14 protein-coding genes, 15 tRNA genes and 1 rRNA gene are annotated in these 13,676 nt (G+C 57.6%); 27 read left to right on the top strand and 3 right to left on the bottom strand.

Annotated elements, in window-relative coordinates; genetic code table 11:
• The 18 genes from rrf to BM235_RS15080 form a co-directional block, all read left to right on the top strand.
• Positions 1–111: ribosomal RNA gene (gene rrf, locus BM235_RS15170) — 5S ribosomal RNA — on the top strand; the annotation flags it as partial.
• Positions 112–133: 22 nt separating this feature from the next.
• Positions 134–209 (top strand) — tRNA-Asn (locus tag BM235_RS15165).
• A 4-nt stretch (positions 210–213) separates the two neighbouring features.
• Positions 214–306, top strand: a tRNA-Ser gene (locus BM235_RS15160).
• 17 nt (positions 307–323) lie between these two features.
• Positions 324–398 (top strand) — tRNA-Glu (locus BM235_RS15155).
• Positions 399–504: 106 nt separating this feature from the next.
• Positions 505–581: transfer RNA gene (locus BM235_RS15150), tRNA-Met, on the top strand.
• Between the two features lie 32 nt (positions 582–613).
• A tRNA-Asp gene (locus BM235_RS15145) sits at positions 614–690 on the top strand.
• A gap of 27 nt (positions 691–717) precedes the next feature.
• Positions 718–793, top strand: a tRNA-Phe gene (locus BM235_RS15140).
• A 23-nt stretch (positions 794–816) separates the two neighbouring features.
• Positions 817–892: transfer RNA gene (locus BM235_RS15135), tRNA-Thr, on the top strand.
• A gap of 16 nt (positions 893–908) precedes the next feature.
• A tRNA-Tyr gene (locus tag BM235_RS15130) sits at positions 909–992 on the top strand.
• 18 nt (positions 993–1,010) lie between these two features.
• Positions 1,011–1,084, top strand: a tRNA-Trp gene (locus BM235_RS15125).
• Between the two features lie 18 nt (positions 1,085–1,102).
• A tRNA-His gene (locus BM235_RS15120) sits at positions 1,103–1,178 on the top strand.
• A 12-nt stretch (positions 1,179–1,190) separates the two neighbouring features.
• Positions 1,191–1,265: transfer RNA gene (locus BM235_RS15115), tRNA-Gln, on the top strand.
• A gap of 4 nt (positions 1,266–1,269) precedes the next feature.
• Positions 1,270–1,344, top strand: a tRNA-Gly gene (locus tag BM235_RS15110).
• Between the two features lie 11 nt (positions 1,345–1,355).
• Positions 1,356–1,429, top strand: a tRNA-Cys gene (locus BM235_RS15105).
• An 11-nt stretch (positions 1,430–1,440) separates the two neighbouring features.
• Positions 1,441–1,517, top strand: a tRNA-Arg gene (locus BM235_RS15100).
• A gap of 29 nt (positions 1,518–1,546) precedes the next feature.
• Positions 1,547–1,632 (top strand) — tRNA-Leu (locus BM235_RS15095).
• A gap of 209 nt (positions 1,633–1,841) precedes the next feature.
• Positions 1,842–2,684 (top strand): alpha/beta fold hydrolase, encoded by an 843-nt coding sequence (locus BM235_RS15090; RefSeq protein WP_090114603.1) that lies wholly within the window; start codon positions 1,842–1,844, stop codon positions 2,682–2,684.
• Between the two features lie 684 nt (positions 2,685–3,368).
• Positions 3,369–4,190: a formate/nitrite transporter family protein gene (locus tag BM235_RS15080; protein ID WP_090114599.1), complete on the top strand. Its 822-nt coding sequence runs from the start codon at positions 3,369–3,371 to the stop codon at positions 4,188–4,190.
• Positions 4,191–4,379: 189 nt separating this feature from the next.
• On the opposite strand, the gene BM235_RS15075 is transcribed toward BM235_RS15080, so the two are convergent.
• Together BM235_RS15075 and BM235_RS15070 are read right to left on the bottom strand one after the other, a co-directional pair.
• Entirely contained in the window at positions 4,380–5,336 is a 957-nt protein-coding gene (locus tag BM235_RS15075; RefSeq protein ID WP_090114597.1) for a YihY/virulence factor BrkB family protein, read from the bottom strand.
• Between the two features lie 87 nt (positions 5,337–5,423).
• Positions 5,424–5,765: a DUF3243 domain-containing protein gene (locus tag BM235_RS15070; RefSeq protein WP_090114595.1), complete on the bottom strand. Its 342-nt coding sequence runs from the start codon at positions 5,763–5,765 to the stop codon at positions 5,424–5,426.
• A gap of 171 nt (positions 5,766–5,936) precedes the next feature.
• Here BM235_RS15070 and BM235_RS15065 point away from each other — a divergent pair, with 171 nt between their 5' ends.
• Complete coding sequence (locus BM235_RS15065; RefSeq protein ID WP_090114592.1) at positions 5,937–6,395, top strand: MEKHLA domain-containing protein; 459 nt, start codon at positions 5,937–5,939, stop codon at positions 6,393–6,395.
• Between the two features lie 47 nt (positions 6,396–6,442).
• Here BM235_RS15065 and BM235_RS15060 read toward each other — a convergent pair whose 3' ends face one another.
• Positions 6,443–7,060 carry a C40 family peptidase gene (locus BM235_RS15060; protein WP_255374385.1) on the bottom strand — a complete coding sequence of 206 codons (618 nt, stop codon included), beginning with the start codon at positions 7,058–7,060 and terminating at the stop codon, positions 6,443–6,445.
• Between the two features lie 212 nt (positions 7,061–7,272).
• On the opposite strand from BM235_RS15060, the gene BM235_RS15055 reads away from it, so the two are divergent.
• The 8 genes from BM235_RS15055 (at position 7,273) to BM235_RS15020 (ending at position 13,665) form a co-directional block, all read left to right on the top strand.
• Positions 7,273–7,575 carry a hypothetical protein gene (locus BM235_RS15055; protein ID WP_090114588.1) on the top strand — a complete coding sequence of 101 codons (303 nt, stop codon included), beginning with the start codon at positions 7,273–7,275 and terminating at the stop codon, positions 7,573–7,575.
• A gap of 22 nt (positions 7,576–7,597) precedes the next feature.
• Positions 7,598–8,263, top strand: a complete 666-nt coding sequence (locus tag BM235_RS15050; protein ID WP_090114586.1) for a PspA/IM30 family protein — start codon at positions 7,598–7,600, stop codon at positions 8,261–8,263.
• A gap of 3 nt (positions 8,264–8,266) precedes the next feature.
• Entirely contained in the window at positions 8,267–8,776 is a 510-nt protein-coding gene (locus tag BM235_RS15045; RefSeq protein ID WP_090114583.1) for a PspC domain-containing protein, read from the top strand.
• Positions 8,777–8,780: 4 nt separating this feature from the next.
• Complete coding sequence (locus tag BM235_RS15040; RefSeq protein WP_090114581.1) at positions 8,781–9,476, top strand: PspA/IM30 family protein; 696 nt, start codon at positions 8,781–8,783, stop codon at positions 9,474–9,476.
• Positions 9,477–9,639: 163 nt separating this feature from the next.
• Positions 9,640–10,287 carry a cell wall-active antibiotics response protein LiaF gene (liaF, locus tag BM235_RS15035; protein WP_090114579.1) on the top strand — a complete coding sequence of 216 codons (648 nt, stop codon included), beginning with the start codon at positions 9,640–9,642 and terminating at the stop codon, positions 10,285–10,287.
• A gap of 13 nt (positions 10,288–10,300) precedes the next feature.
• On the top strand, positions 10,301–11,371 hold the full coding sequence (locus BM235_RS15030; RefSeq protein WP_090114577.1) for a sensor histidine kinase: 1,071 nt from the start codon (positions 10,301–10,303) through the stop codon (positions 11,369–11,371).
• Positions 11,331–11,984, top strand: a complete 654-nt coding sequence (locus tag BM235_RS15025) for a response regulator (protein WP_090114575.1) — start codon at positions 11,331–11,333, stop codon at positions 11,982–11,984. The genes BM235_RS15030 and BM235_RS15025 overlap by 41 nt, the downstream gene beginning before the upstream one ends.
• A 202-nt stretch (positions 11,985–12,186) precedes the next feature.
• On the top strand, positions 12,187–13,665 hold the full coding sequence (locus tag BM235_RS15020; protein WP_090114573.1) for a diguanylate cyclase domain-containing protein: 1,479 nt from the start codon (positions 12,187–12,189) through the stop codon (positions 13,663–13,665).
• Positions 13,666–13,676: the final 11 nt, after the last annotated feature.

The raw sequence follows: 13,676 nt of genomic DNA, 5'->3' as shown, positions 1-13,676 counted from the left end.
GGTAATGGCGGAGGGGTCCCACGCGTACCCATCTCGAACACGACCGTTAAGCCCTCCAGCGCCAATGGTACTTGGACCGCAGGGTCCTGGGAGAGTAGGACGTCGCCAGGCCGAGCAGCACAATTTCATATATTCCCTGATAGCTCAGTTGGTAGAGCACTCGACTGTTAATCGAGTTGTCACAGGTTCGAGTCCTGTTCGGGGAGCCATCATGGAGAGATGTCCGAGTTTGGTCGAAGGAGCACGATTGGAAATCGTGTAGGCGTCACAAGCGTCTCGAGGGTTCGAATCCCTCTCTCTCCGCCAGTTACTTACTTGCATGCGGCCCGTTGGTCAAGCGGTTAAGACACCTCCCTTTCACGGAGGTAACGGGGGTTCGATTCCCCCACGGGTCACCATCTTTACCAAGCCTGAATCAAAAATATTTTGGTAAAGGGCTTGCATGAATAAGGCGATATCGGTTATGATATGAAACGTCGCCAAAATAGTAAGACTTGCTTACGACGCGGGGTGGAGCAGCCCGGTAGCTCGTCGGGCTCATAACCCGAAGGCCGCAGGTTCAAATCCTGCCCCCGCAACCAACTTTATCCCGGAGTTATCCGAGATCCCACATGGAGCTGTGGTGTAGAGGCCTAACATGCCTGCCTGTCACGCAGGAGACCGCGGGTTCGAATCCCGTCAGCTCCGCCATTTTCTTTCTTCGAAAGATTGTAAAATGGCTCGGTAGCTCAGTTGGTAGAGCAGAGGACTGAAAATCCTCGTGTCGGCGGTTCGATTCCGTCCCGAGCCACCATCTGAGTAATGCCTTATGTATACGCCGTTGTAGCTCAATTGGTAGAGCAACTGACTTGTAATCAGTAGGTTGGGGGTTCAAGTCCTCTCGACGGCACCATTTGTTTTACAGTCATGGAGGATTAGCGAAGTGGCCAAACGCGGCAGACTGTAAATCTGTTCCTTCGGGTTCGGTGGTTCAAATCCATCATCCTCCACCAGTTTTACCTTAACATTATAGGGGCATAGTTTAAAGGTAGAACAGCGGTCTCCAAAACCGTTAGTGTGGGTTCAATTCCTGCTGCCCCTGCCAATGAAACTTGGTAATATGGCGACCGTGGCGAAGTGGTTAACGCATCGGTTTGTGGATCCGACACTCGGGGGTTCAATTCCCCTCGGTCGCCCCATCTTTACCTTACTGGGGATTAGCCAAGCGGTAAGGCAACGGACTTTGACTCCGTCATTCCTAGGTTCGATCCCTAGATCCCCAGCCATTTTGCGGAAATAGCTCAGTGGTAGAGCATCTCGTTGCCAACGAGAAGGTCGCGGGTTCGAATCCCGTTTTCCGCTCCATCTAAGTTCTTGGCGCCATAGCCAAGTGGTAAGGCAGAGCTCTGCAAAAGCTCTACCCCCAGTTCGAGTCTGGGTGGCGCCTCCAACTTCATATTCGCGCCCTTAGCTCAGCTGGATAGAGCGTTAGACTACGAATCTAAAGGCCAGGAGTTCGAATCTCTTAGGGCGCGCCATTTTTTTATTTTAAACCAAATTTTAATATGCCGGTGTGGCGGAATGGCAGACGCGGCGGACTCAAAATCCGCTTCTCGAGAGGGAGTGGGGGTTCGAGTCCCTTCACCGGCACCATAACAACGAATTCAAGAAATCTATGATTTCTTGTTTTTTATTTTTAATAGAAAATGCAGGTTGAGACAGGCGATCGGAGGAGCGATCGTCTGTTTTTTAATAGAAGCGGATTTGCGGCGAATTGTCGCATTTGGATGCAAAGTAGTATAATAAGTTATACTTGAAACAACCGCTCGACATCATCGGAATTCATACTCGGGAGGTTTGGCATGCCGGACAAGCGTGATGTTCTCAACAGGAACAATGTGACCGTAAAAGGAAATGGCGACAAGGTGATTGTCTTCGCGCACGGATTCGGTTGCGATCAGAGCATGTGGAGATTTGTCGCCCCTTCCTTTGAGGACCAATGGAAGATCGTATTGTTTGACTTCGTGGGTTCTGGAGACTCGGACAAGAACGCTTATGATCCCGTTCGTTACAGCGATTTGTCAGGATACGCAGCGGACGTGCTGGAAATATGCGAAGCGTTGGAGCTTGAAAATGTGGTCTATGTCGGACATTCGGTCGCAGCATTAATCGGCATTCTTGCTTCGATACAGTCTCCGGCGATGTTCGAGCAGCTTGTACTGATCGGACCGTCTCCTCGATATATAAACGATTTGCCGGATTATATCGGCGGATTTGAGCGCGAGGATATCGAAGGATTGCTGGGACTCATGGCTTCCAACTACAAGCAATGGTCGGGTTACCTGGCACCGGTCATCATGGGGAATTCGGACCGTCCGGCTCTCGCAATGGAGTTGGAAGAAAGCTTCTGTAAAGTGGACCCGGAGATTGCGGGCATTTTCGCTAGAGCGACCTTTCTATCGGACTACCGGTACGTACTGCCGAAGGTGGAGACCCCTACTCTTATCATGCAGTGCACGGAGGATGTGATTGCACCGTTGGAAGTAGGCGCCTATATGCATCAGAAGATCCGCGGCAGTTCATTTCGAATGATGGAGGCGACCGGTCATTGCCCTCATGTCAGTCATCCGGATGAGACCATCGCTCTTATATCCGAATATCTCCGTGAAGTATATGCCGGGATAGATAAGGTCGCAGGAGCTTGAGCGCACCGGTTACGAACGATGGGTATGGGGGCGTCTCGACGGTAGGTCGGCTCCTACTCATGCAGGATGATCTCATTCAGGAAGCCGATGAGGCGTTTTGCAGATTGTTCGGCTTTACGCCGCATGCGCTGACAGGCATCCGATTCGAATCGATCTTAACGAGAGCAAGTCAGATCCTGTACCAGCTTCATTTCAGCCCGAGTCTACGTCTTAACGGCAAGGTCGAAGAGGGCCGATTTACATTAAAATCGGGCAGGGCCGAGACCGTAAAGATTGTCGTCGCTGCAATCGCAATTCAGGAAGGGAACGAGGCGTGTTATGAGCTGCTCATCTGTCAAGATCGGTAGGCTGCGCCGCGTTCACCGCTACATAATGCAATCGTTCAGAGACAGCCCACGGCTGTCTTTTTTAATTAATGCGAATGTTCTAGGCAGGGATCCAAGCCAGGCGAAGCAATATGCCGAATCGACGCACACGCGTTACGAATCTCTTATACCAGCGAGTACAATTTCTTCGGTCGAAGGAATTGACGCTTGAAGGTAAAGTAGCGACTGAAGTAAGCAAATAAGTTTTACCCTTGTTAAGTTAGTCACAGCGCAGCTGCGCCCCCTTGCCTATAATGAAGCAAAGAAGCCGGCCGAAGCTGGATAGGCCTCGTGCGGCAGCAGCTTAGGGGGCGTTGGCATGGATTATGTGAAGCCGAGTCAGATGTTGGAGAGCTTGATTGCATTGGGGGAAGCAAAATCCAAGTTGCCTGTGACGCAAAAGCTCGTTCGGAGCGGATTGGCCGGCGCGATACTCGGATGCGCGACGACCCTGGCCTTCACCGCTTCCGTACAGACGAACCTGCCGATCGCCGGCGCCGTCCTGTTTCCCGTCGGCTTCGTCCTTATCCTGCTGATGGGCTTGGAGCTCGTAACCGGGAGCTTCGCGGCGCTTCCGCTGGCCGTGCTTAAAGGACGGACGAGCGCGGGCAAAATGGCCTCGAGCTTCGCATGGGCGCTCATCGGGCACGTAATCGGCGCGGGACTATACGCGGCGTTGTACACGATGGCTGTCACGAAGATGGGCCACGATATGAGCAACCCGCTCGTGCAAGCGGTCATCTCGGCGGCGGAAGGCAAGACGAATGCCTATAGCCATCTGGGCGCCGACGGCTGGATGCTGGCTTTCGTCAAGGCGATGCTCTGCAACTGGATGGTCGCGCTCGGCGTTATCATGAGCTTGTCCTCCACGTCGACGATCGGAAAGATCGCGGCGATGTGGATGCCGATCCTGCTGTTTTTCGGACAAGGCTTCGAGCACTTGATCGTCAATATGTTTCTCTTGCCTGCGGGCCTCATGCTTGGCGCTAACTACTCGTTTGCTGACATACTCGTGTGGAACTGGATTCCGGTATTGTTGGGCAACTTTGCGGGCGGAACGATATGTACGGGATTGCTGTTCTACCTGGCCCATCGGGAGAGAACTGCGGAAGCCGGCAGCATAGATGGTTTGCCGCGATAACGGGCACGGAAATCCGCGACACCGCATAGCGAACAGGAAGAGGGCCGGAATCCACATTCCGGCCCGTTTATATTCAACCCGTATCCAGACTTCGAAGCCTGTACTGCATAAAGCGGCCAGCAAAGGACGAGTCCGATAGCAAGGCGGCATTTCCGAATCCCGTAGGAACCGATGCAGCAAGCCAGTGCTTTAAGTGTGCACATGGGGCGGCACTTTTTTACCCTTGTCGCCTCGTTTAGGCGAGCGCCAGTTTTTGACTTTTTTCCAGGCATTCGTGATGGAGTGCGTATACTTTTTGCATTCCGGCTTGTTCTTGCCTTCACGGTCGAATGCGAGCGTCGCGTTGACCTCGCCGCCCAGCACGACGATGATACTGCTGATGTAGAGCCAGGTGAGCAGTACGATAATGCCGCCCAGACTGCCGTACGTTTTCGTATAGTTGGCGAAGTTGCTGACGTAAAAAGCGAACAGTCCCGATGCGACAATCCAGCCGATCGTTGCTACGAGCGCGCCCGGAAGAACTTCTTTGAATTTCAAATGCCGGTTGGGCACGTACTTGTACATGGCGGTGAACACGAGCGCGATGATGGCGATCGGAATGACGAACTGCGCCACGGACCATACTTCATCGAAAAAGTCGGGAAGCGCGAACGTCTTGAAAATCCATTCTCCGAGCCAGCGGCCGAATACGAGCAAGGCCAGGCTGCTGAAGATAACGAGCGTGAGGACGAGCGTCACGATGACCGACAAGCCCTTAACCTTCCAGAACGGGCGGGTCTCCGGCTCGTCGTAGGCTTTGTTCAGCGCCCGGATGATGGCGTTGATGCCGCTCGAGGCCGACCACAGCGAACCGATGATCCCGAAAGACAGCAGTGCGCCGCTGCGATTTTCTTGTATGTTTTTGATCCAATCTACAAGCACCTGGCTGTTCGATTGCGGCAGCACCTTGTTCAAGGCATCCAGCAGGTCCCAGGTCGTAAACGGCGTGAAGCCGATCAAGGCGATAAGGAAGATCATGAAAGGAAATATCGCCAGGATTAAGTAATAGGTCAACTGGGCGCCCATCGCGGGCACTTCGTCATCCTGAAAGCGGCAGTACAAATTTTCGGCAAAGCGCAGCGTCTTCTTTTTCGTTTTTTTGTCCATCGTCCTTTCCTCCTTGCCTGGGTAAGGAATCGACCGCCGTAACGCTAGCGCGACGACGGTCGAACGCGATTCGCAGACGCGGGAAAATCAGGATTGCTGCGCCAGCTTCACGAGCATATGCGCAAGCTTGTGCCGTTCGTCCTGATCGCCGACTTTCCACAATTCCTGCAGCAGATTTTCCTCGGCGTTGCGGGGATCCTCATGCTCGGCCAGATAGTCCGCGACCTTCTCCGCGACCTGCGCGAGCTGCTCCTCGGAGAGACCCAGCGATTCGCCAAGGGCGATTCGCCTGTTCAGATAGCTTTTGAACGAATCGAAGTTGCGGAGGATCTCGTCCTTTTTCGGTGCGTCGATCCTGGAGATGGTATCGCCCACCTTGGACGTATCGACTTGCTCTTCCTTATCGATGATATGCGGGGACTCGCTCATTTTGAATGCCTCCTTTGAAAGTTAATGTCATTGTGCGCTATCCGTCGGATATTCTATCCGTACCGACGCTAGGTCGCGGGTAGGAAGCCTGCCCGGGCTACTTCCTATTGTCCAACTTGACCGCCGATGAAACCGAAGTACAATGAGGAAATGGGAAGGGGCGAGGAACGGATGCGCGTAGTGGATGGCGAATGGCTGGAGCGGCACAGCCGGTTGCTCATGGACAGTTACCTCAATTTAACAGGGAAATCGTTGATTGTTGCGGAGTCGGAGCCGCGCGCGGCTGAGCTGCTGTACGAAGCGCCGTTCGCATTGTTGTCTCACGGGACGGAGTCGGATCCGGTGCTGAACTACGGCAACCGAACCGCGCTGTCGCTATGGGAAATGAGCTGGAAGACGTTTACCGAGATGCCTTCCAGGCTGACGGCGGAGCCTCTGGAGCAGAGCGTCCGGGAAGCCTTTATGGAGAATGTCAGGCAAAAAGGATATTCCGACGGATACGAAGGCGTCAGAATCTCGGGCAGCGGCAAGAGGTTCCGCATCGAGCAAGCCGTGGTCTGGAACCTGATAGACGAAAAAGGCGTGTACCGAGGCCAGGCGGCGATGTTTCCAAGCTGGACTTGGCTATAAGAAAGGCTCGGCCCTGGATGACGGGACCGAGCCTTTATCAATAGGAATCAGAGGGCGCTGCCGCCGAACAAAAATCGCTTTTCCCAGGTCGTGCCGTCGATCGTGTCGATACGTACGCCGCCGCTGTCCTTCGAATAAGTTTGCAGCATCTTGCCGTCCCCCAGGTACAATGCAACATGGGTAATTTCCGCATTCGACTTGACCGAATCGCCGTAAGCCGAAACCGACGTGCCGCGATAGGACATGAAGAACATCAGATCTCCTCGTTTAAGCGCCCGCCAATCGCTCGAGAAGGCACCTTTATTCTTGACATAAACGCCTTGGCCGCGCGAATCCGAAGGCAGCTCGATTCCCGCAGCATGGGAGAAAATCCATTTGACGAAGTCCGAGCAGTCGAACGTCGCGTCGGTGCTCCTGTCGGAACCGTATTCGTAAGGCGTTCCTATATAATGCATGCCTTCTGGAATAATCCGTTCAATGTCGGATGCCGAAGCGGTCGGACTGCCGGCTGAAGCATCGGTCGCGGGCGCCGTGCCTTCTGAAGTCCAAGCGGAGCCGATGTCAGGCGCATCGGCGGCAGAAGCGTAAGCAGCCGGCAGAGCCGTCCATACAGCCGAAGCCGCGAGCAGGCCGGCAGCCCCGATCATCAAGCGTTTGCGTAACATCCAAACACCTCCCGTACATGGTATAGACAACGCTAACATAGACAGAAGGCCAAAGGTACCCCGCAAAACTTGGCACCTTGAGACCGTGATGGCCCCCGACTGCAGTCCAGGGCCAATTCCGTGCGCGGGTCCGTTATCCGGCGGCGTCCTAACGTTTACAATGAGTTTGTGAGGTAAAGCAAACAGGAAACGACGCAAAGGGGTGAGACGAGTTGAAAAAGAACAGTGGTTGGGCAGTGGTGCTGATCGCGTTGGGCGTGCTTTTACTCTTCGGAAAGCTGGGTCACTTGGTCGGATGGATCATCGGACTGCTCATTCCGATCGCGATCATCGGTCTCGGCGTGATGGCTTGGCGCAACGGTTACAGGCTGATCGGCATCGTCATCGGCATCATCGGCGGCTTCATGCTCCTGGGCAAGCTGTCGGTCGTGATCTTCTGGGTCGCGGCGATCGGGCTGATCGTGCTGGGCATATCGATGCTGAACGGCAAAACGGGTCGTACCCGCAGATGGTAAGCAAAGGAGGTTATCCATAACAATGAGCGTAGTCAAACGAGTGCGGGATATAACGGTCGCAACGCTGAACGAAAGGCTGGACAACGCGGAGGACCCCGTTAAACTCATCGATCAGTTCCTCTGGTCGACGCATCAAGAAATCTGCCAGTGCGAGGTGCTGCAGCGGCAATACGCCGCCCACACCGACCAGATGCACAAGCAGCTGAAGGACGCGCAGCTATGGGCGCAGCGCCGCGAGGAACAAGCTCTGACCGCGCTGAAGGCAGGCGAGGAGAACGCCGCGAAGCTGGCGCTCGCCGACAAGGTCGCCCATGAAGAACGGTCGGAGCGCTATCAAGGCTTGTACGAGCAAAGCCGCGGCGAGCTGCTGGAGCTGGAGCAGCTGCTGCAGGAGCTGCGGGACGAATACCGCAGCGTGTACGACCGCAGGCAGTTCTATATCGCCCGCATGGAGTCGCTGAAGCTGCAACAAAGGCTGAACGCCCGCTTCGCACCCGGGAGCGCCGATCCGTCGCAAATGCTGCGCAAGGTGGACGACCGGCTGACGGACATGGAGCTGGAGACCAAGAGCCTCAGAGATTTGCGGCGCATGGGCCAGGAACTCGTCTACCAGGCCGGCACGGTGGTCTCCCAAGCCGTGGACCGCGAGCTGCAAAATCTGAAGCGCAAGCTGGAACAAGGAGGGTAAACGATGCGCAAGCTGTACCGATCGACCCGCGACCGCAAGCTGTTCGGGGTGTGCGCGGGACTCGCCGACTACCTCGGCGTTGACGCGACGCTGCTGCGAATCCTGCTCGTCATCGTGACTGTCTTCTCCGGCGGCACCGTGCTGTTCGTCTATATCATCGCCGGGTTCATCATTCCCCGCGATTCGGACTTCGGCGGCGGCAGCGCCTTCGGCGGTCCGCATGCCGGCCATGGCGGCTGGGCGCCGCCTCCCCAGCAAGGCGGCTGGACGCCTCCGCAACAACGTCCGCCGGCTCCGCCCGCTTCCTCCTGGAACGCCGGCGGCGCATGGCCCGGTCCCGGTCCTGCCGCACCGGCAGCCAAGCCCGCTCCGCAGACGGCCGTTCCGTCGTCGCAAGCGGCATCGACGCTCGACGCGATGATGGAAGATATCGAGAAGAAGGCGCTGAAGAAGGAAATCGAAGAACTGAAGGCCCGCATCACCAAATTTGAACAACAATCGAAGGGAGAATAATACAATGGGCGTATTTCAAAGAATGAAGGACATGACGAAGGCATCGGTGCACGAGCTGCTGGACAAACTGGAAGACCCGGTCGTGATGCTCAACCAATATATTCGCGACATGGAAGTGGAGATTCGCGACGCCGAAGTGACGGTAGCGCGCCAGATGGCGGCAGAACGCCGGCTGAAGCAGCGTCTTGACGAGGCGGTTCGCATCTCCGCGGAGCGCATCGGCCAAGCCGAGCAAGCGCTGCTCTCCGGCAACGAGGGCATCGCCCGCAAGCTGCTCGAAGAGAAGGTCTACTACGAAGGCCAGGCAAACAGCCTGCAAGAGCTGCATACCCAAGCGAGCGCGCAAGTCGCCGAGCTGACCGGCCAGCTGCACGAGATGAAGGAAGAATTCTATAAGCTGCGCAACAAGCGCAACGAGCTCGCCGCCCGCGCCCAAATGGCCAAGGCGCGCAAACAGCTGGCGCAAACGAGCCAGACGCACACGATCGAGAGCGGCAACGCTTCCCGCGGCTTCTACCGGATGGAAGAGAAAATCCTGCAGTTGGAAGCCGAAGCCGATGTCGCCCGCCTGCCTGGCGCGCCGTTCGGCGGCGTGTCCGTCGCATCGTCCTCCGTCGATCCGGCCAAAGCCATGAAGGTCGACCAAGAGCTGGCCGCGCTGAAGAGCCGCATCGCGCCTCCGTCCGCATCGGCCGAATAAGGAACGTCGACTGGCGGCATTCACGCCGCAGGAAACATGTGGTATGCTAGCAAGGATGCTCGCCGAAGGCCATAACGGACGATCCCGTCCGTTATGGCTTTATCCGCGATAATGAGGCAACAGGCCGCAGCACAGACGATCCTACGGAGAGGAGGCGGCCGGTATGAAAAACCTGAACTTGTCCAAAAAGTCGCTGGTGTTCATCGCCGCCGGACTCTATCTGGCCGTCGGCGCCATCGCGGGGTTCGCGACGGTTAACGCGGCCATCCTGCTGTGGCTGGGCATCGAGCGCTATCGGCAGGACCGAAGCCGGTTGTCGGTCGCGGTCATCGCCGTCAGCGCCATCGTGCTGGTCGTCAACCAGATCGGACTCGTGCTCGCGATCGGACTGATCCTCGCGGCGATCTACTTTTTGCGCGTGCGGCCGTCCGACCGCGTCGGCTTCGTCAGCAGGCCAAGGCTCATCCTCAACATGAGGCAGGACCGGCCCGGCTGGGTACTTCGTTCGATGGGCTGCTGGCATCTGTACGGCGAGGTCAGGCTGGACCTGACCGGCGCGGTGCCCGAGGAAAACGCGACGAACGTCGTCTTGCAAGGCATCGTCGGCGATATCGAGATCGTCGTCCCCGAGGACTACGGGGTGCAGGTCGAGGCCAACGTGCTGCTCGGCCAGGTGACGATCGACGGTCAAGGCGACGGCGGCATGATGCGGCGCATGTCGTGGAGCTCGCCGGGCCTCGCGCGTCAGGATCAGCAGATCAAGCTGCAATTCAACTATATCGTCGGCAACATTCGCATTAGGCCGATCTGAGGAGGAGCGAACAATGGTCTGGCGTCATATCGGCGAAGCTGTTCTGTTCTCCCTCGGGATCGGCTTCGTCGTCATTTACCTGTTGGAAAGCCAGGGCCTCGCGGCTCCGTTCGAGTCCTGGTCGACCGTCATCACCTTCGGCCTCACCGCAGTCGGCGTCCTCATCGTAGCGGGCGTCGGCTTCGGTCTGTTCAGAAGCCTGCCTACGCGCAGCCGCATCGAGCAGATGCGGCATACGCTGCTGCTGATGGAGCGGGGCAGCCCGGTGCAGCCGCAGCCGAACATGGGCAAGGACGAGATCGGGCTGCTCGCCGAACAGCTCGTTCGCTTCAGCCGCAAGTGGGAAGAGCAAGTCGCCTCGCTGCAGCGTCTGTCGACCAACAATACCGAGCTTGCGGCCAAGGCGCGCATGAGCGCGGTCGTCGAGGAGCGGCAACGGCTCGCGCGCGAGCTGCACGACGCGGTCAGTCAGCAGTTGTTCGCCATCTCCATGACGGCTACCGCCGTCGGGCGGACGATGGACCAGGACTTCGAGCGGGCAAGGCGGCAGATCGCCCTCATCGAGGAGATGTCGTCGGTCGCGCAGTCCGAGATGAGGGCGCTGCTGCTGCACCTGCGCCCCGTCCATCTGGAGGGCAAGCGGCTGTCCCAGGCGGTGCCCGAGCTGGTGAAGGAGATGCGGACCAAAGTCGACATCGATATCTCGCTCGATATGGACGAAGACCTGCCGCTCAACAAAGGCATCGAGAACCATCTGTTCCGCATGGTGCAAGAAGCGCTGTCCAACACGCTCCGTCACGCCCGCGCGAACAAGATGGACATCGCCTTACATAGAAGAGGAGACACCGTCAGACTGGCGATCCGGGACGACGGCGTCGGCTTCGATCTCAACCAGGAGAAGAAGCATGCTTCTTACGGGATCGTCAGCATGGAAGAACGGGTGAACGAGCTCGGCGGTTCCCTGAACATCGCCAGCGCGCCCGGCAAGGGCACGCGCATCGAGATCCGGGTGCCGATCATGACGGAAGAGAGAGGGTGGGAAGATGGCGGAGCAACAGCCGATCAAAGTGCTGCTGGTCGATGATCACGAGATGGTGAGAATCGGACTGGCCGCCGTGCTGGGGACCGAAGAAGGTATCGAAGTGGTGGGAGAGGCCGGCAACGGCCAAGACGGTCTGCGGCTCGCAAAAGCATATGACCCGGACGTCGTGCTGATGGACCTGGTCATGGAAGGCATGGACGGCATCGAGACCACGCGCCGTCTGCTCGAGCAGCAGCCGGAGTGCCGCGTCATCGTACTGACGAGCTTTCTCGACGACGAGAAAATGTATCCCGTCATCGAGGCGGGCGCGTTCAGCTACCTGCTCAAGACGTCGAGGGCGAGCGAGATCGCGGACGCGATCCGGGCTGCGGCCCGCGGTCAATCCGTGCTCGAGTCGCAGGTCGCCTCCAAGATGATGAACCGGTTCAGACGGCCTGCGCAGACCGAAGCCCAGCCTCACGAGGAACTGACGGACCGGGAGATGGAAGTGCTTCAACTGATCGCGCAGGGCAAGTCCAATCAAGAGATCGCGGACGAGCTGTTCATCGGCATCAAGACGGTAAAGTACCATCTCACCAATATGTTCAGCAAACTCGGCGTCGAGGATCGTACCCAAGCGGCGATCTACGCGCACCGCAACGGGTTGGCCGAATAGCCTGCCATCCGAAAACAAAGAAGCCGCATGAACCGCGCCACGTGCGCTGCATGCGGTTTTTTAATGCTCAAATGCGCGCCTCAAGTTCGAAGTTCGACCGTGATCGACAATTTTTTTTATTTTCTGACGGTAAATATTACCTTGCGTTAACGATTCAGGACTACAATAGGTAAGAAGCAGGTTGTCAGCGGAGGCGGCTACCATGAGCAAATGGGTAAAAAGTCTACTGAATCCGGCATGCATCAGGACGATCGTCGGAGGCTCCCGCGAGGGAAACGTCGGCATGCTGGCAGGGCGGCTTGGTCCCGACAGAGCGACCTGGCCGAAGAAAAAGCTGAAGCATTGGATGGAAGGCCGTTCCCAGATCCTATGGGGCTGGCAAGGAGAGCGTCTGCTGCTGCTGGCCGTGCGGCTGCCGGAAGACGAAAACCGGCGGAAAGCCGTCCGGCCCGAACTCGAGGCGCAGCTTCGCGGCATCGTCGCAGAGGATATGGGTGACGATGCCGCGATCGGCTTCGGCTATATCCTGCTGCCTCCGAGAGCCCAGGGACACAGCGCCGAGCAGCTGCTCCTGGAGGGCATGCTGGAGGCCGGCGCGCTCGCGTACAAATCGCTGTCGGAAGCCAAAGCCAGAGTTCCGGAGCCGTCAGTGAAGCCGTCGAAAAAGACGGCAGATGCCAAAGCGGCCGAACCGTGGTCGGAGGGCGAGCCGGGACTCACGGTCGGACGGCTAGCGACCGCGATGGCGGCCATGCCCCCCGAGACGCCGGTCTCGGCCGCCGCCGAGTGGTTCGAGGAACAGCCGGACAGCCACAGCATCGTCGTCGTGATCGCGGGACAGCCGCGCGGACTGATCACGCGGGACCGGCTGAACCGGATGTTAGCGTCCAAGTTTGGCATGCCGCTGTATTGGAACCGGACGATCGACAAGATCATGGAGAACGCGCCGCTCGTCGCGGATGCGGACATGCAGGTGGAAGCCGTCGCCCGTCTGGCCATGGATCGTTCGGACTCGCAGCTTTACGATACGGTCATCGTAACCGAGCAGGGCAGGTATGTAGGCGGCGTCACCGTCAAGGCGCTGCTCGAATCGTTCGCTTCGCTGCAAGCCGAAGCGGCGCGGCGCGTGAACCCGCTTACGGGACTGCCTGGCGGGGATATCATCCGCCGGGAGATCGAAGCCCGCATCAAAATGCGCAAGCCGTTCAGTGTTTATTACGCGGATCTGGATTATTTTAAATGGTTCAACGACAGCTACGGCTATAGCGCCGGGGACGATATGATCCGTTATACGGCTTCCGTGCTCGACGGGGGCCTGAACCAGGAGGACGGAAGCGATCATTTCCTGGGCCATATCGGGGGAGACGACTTTATCTCGATCAGCGACCGTCCCGATCCCGAAGCGCGCTGCCGCGCCTTCATCGACCGGTTCCACGCCGGCGTCGATCCGATGTACGGCACGGCTCGCCCGACGACGGTGCTGGACAGGCATGGCGGCGCGGTTCAGCAGCCTGGCGTATCGCTGTCGATTGCCGTTATCCGTTGGGACGGTTCGGGGACCGTCAGTCACGAGGAACTGTCGCGATTGGCCGCGGCATGCAAGAAAAAAGCCAAAGAACTGCCGGGAAGCGCGTACGCCGTCATCGAGGCGTTCGCAGCAACATACGAAGAACGGGCATAAGACGGCTGAAG

It is taken from the genome of Cohnella sp. OV330 (assembly GCF_900112065.1).
GTDB lineage: Bacteria > Bacillota > Bacilli > Paenibacillales > Paenibacillaceae > Cohnella.
This window is presented reverse-complemented; position numbering and strand designations above follow the sequence as displayed.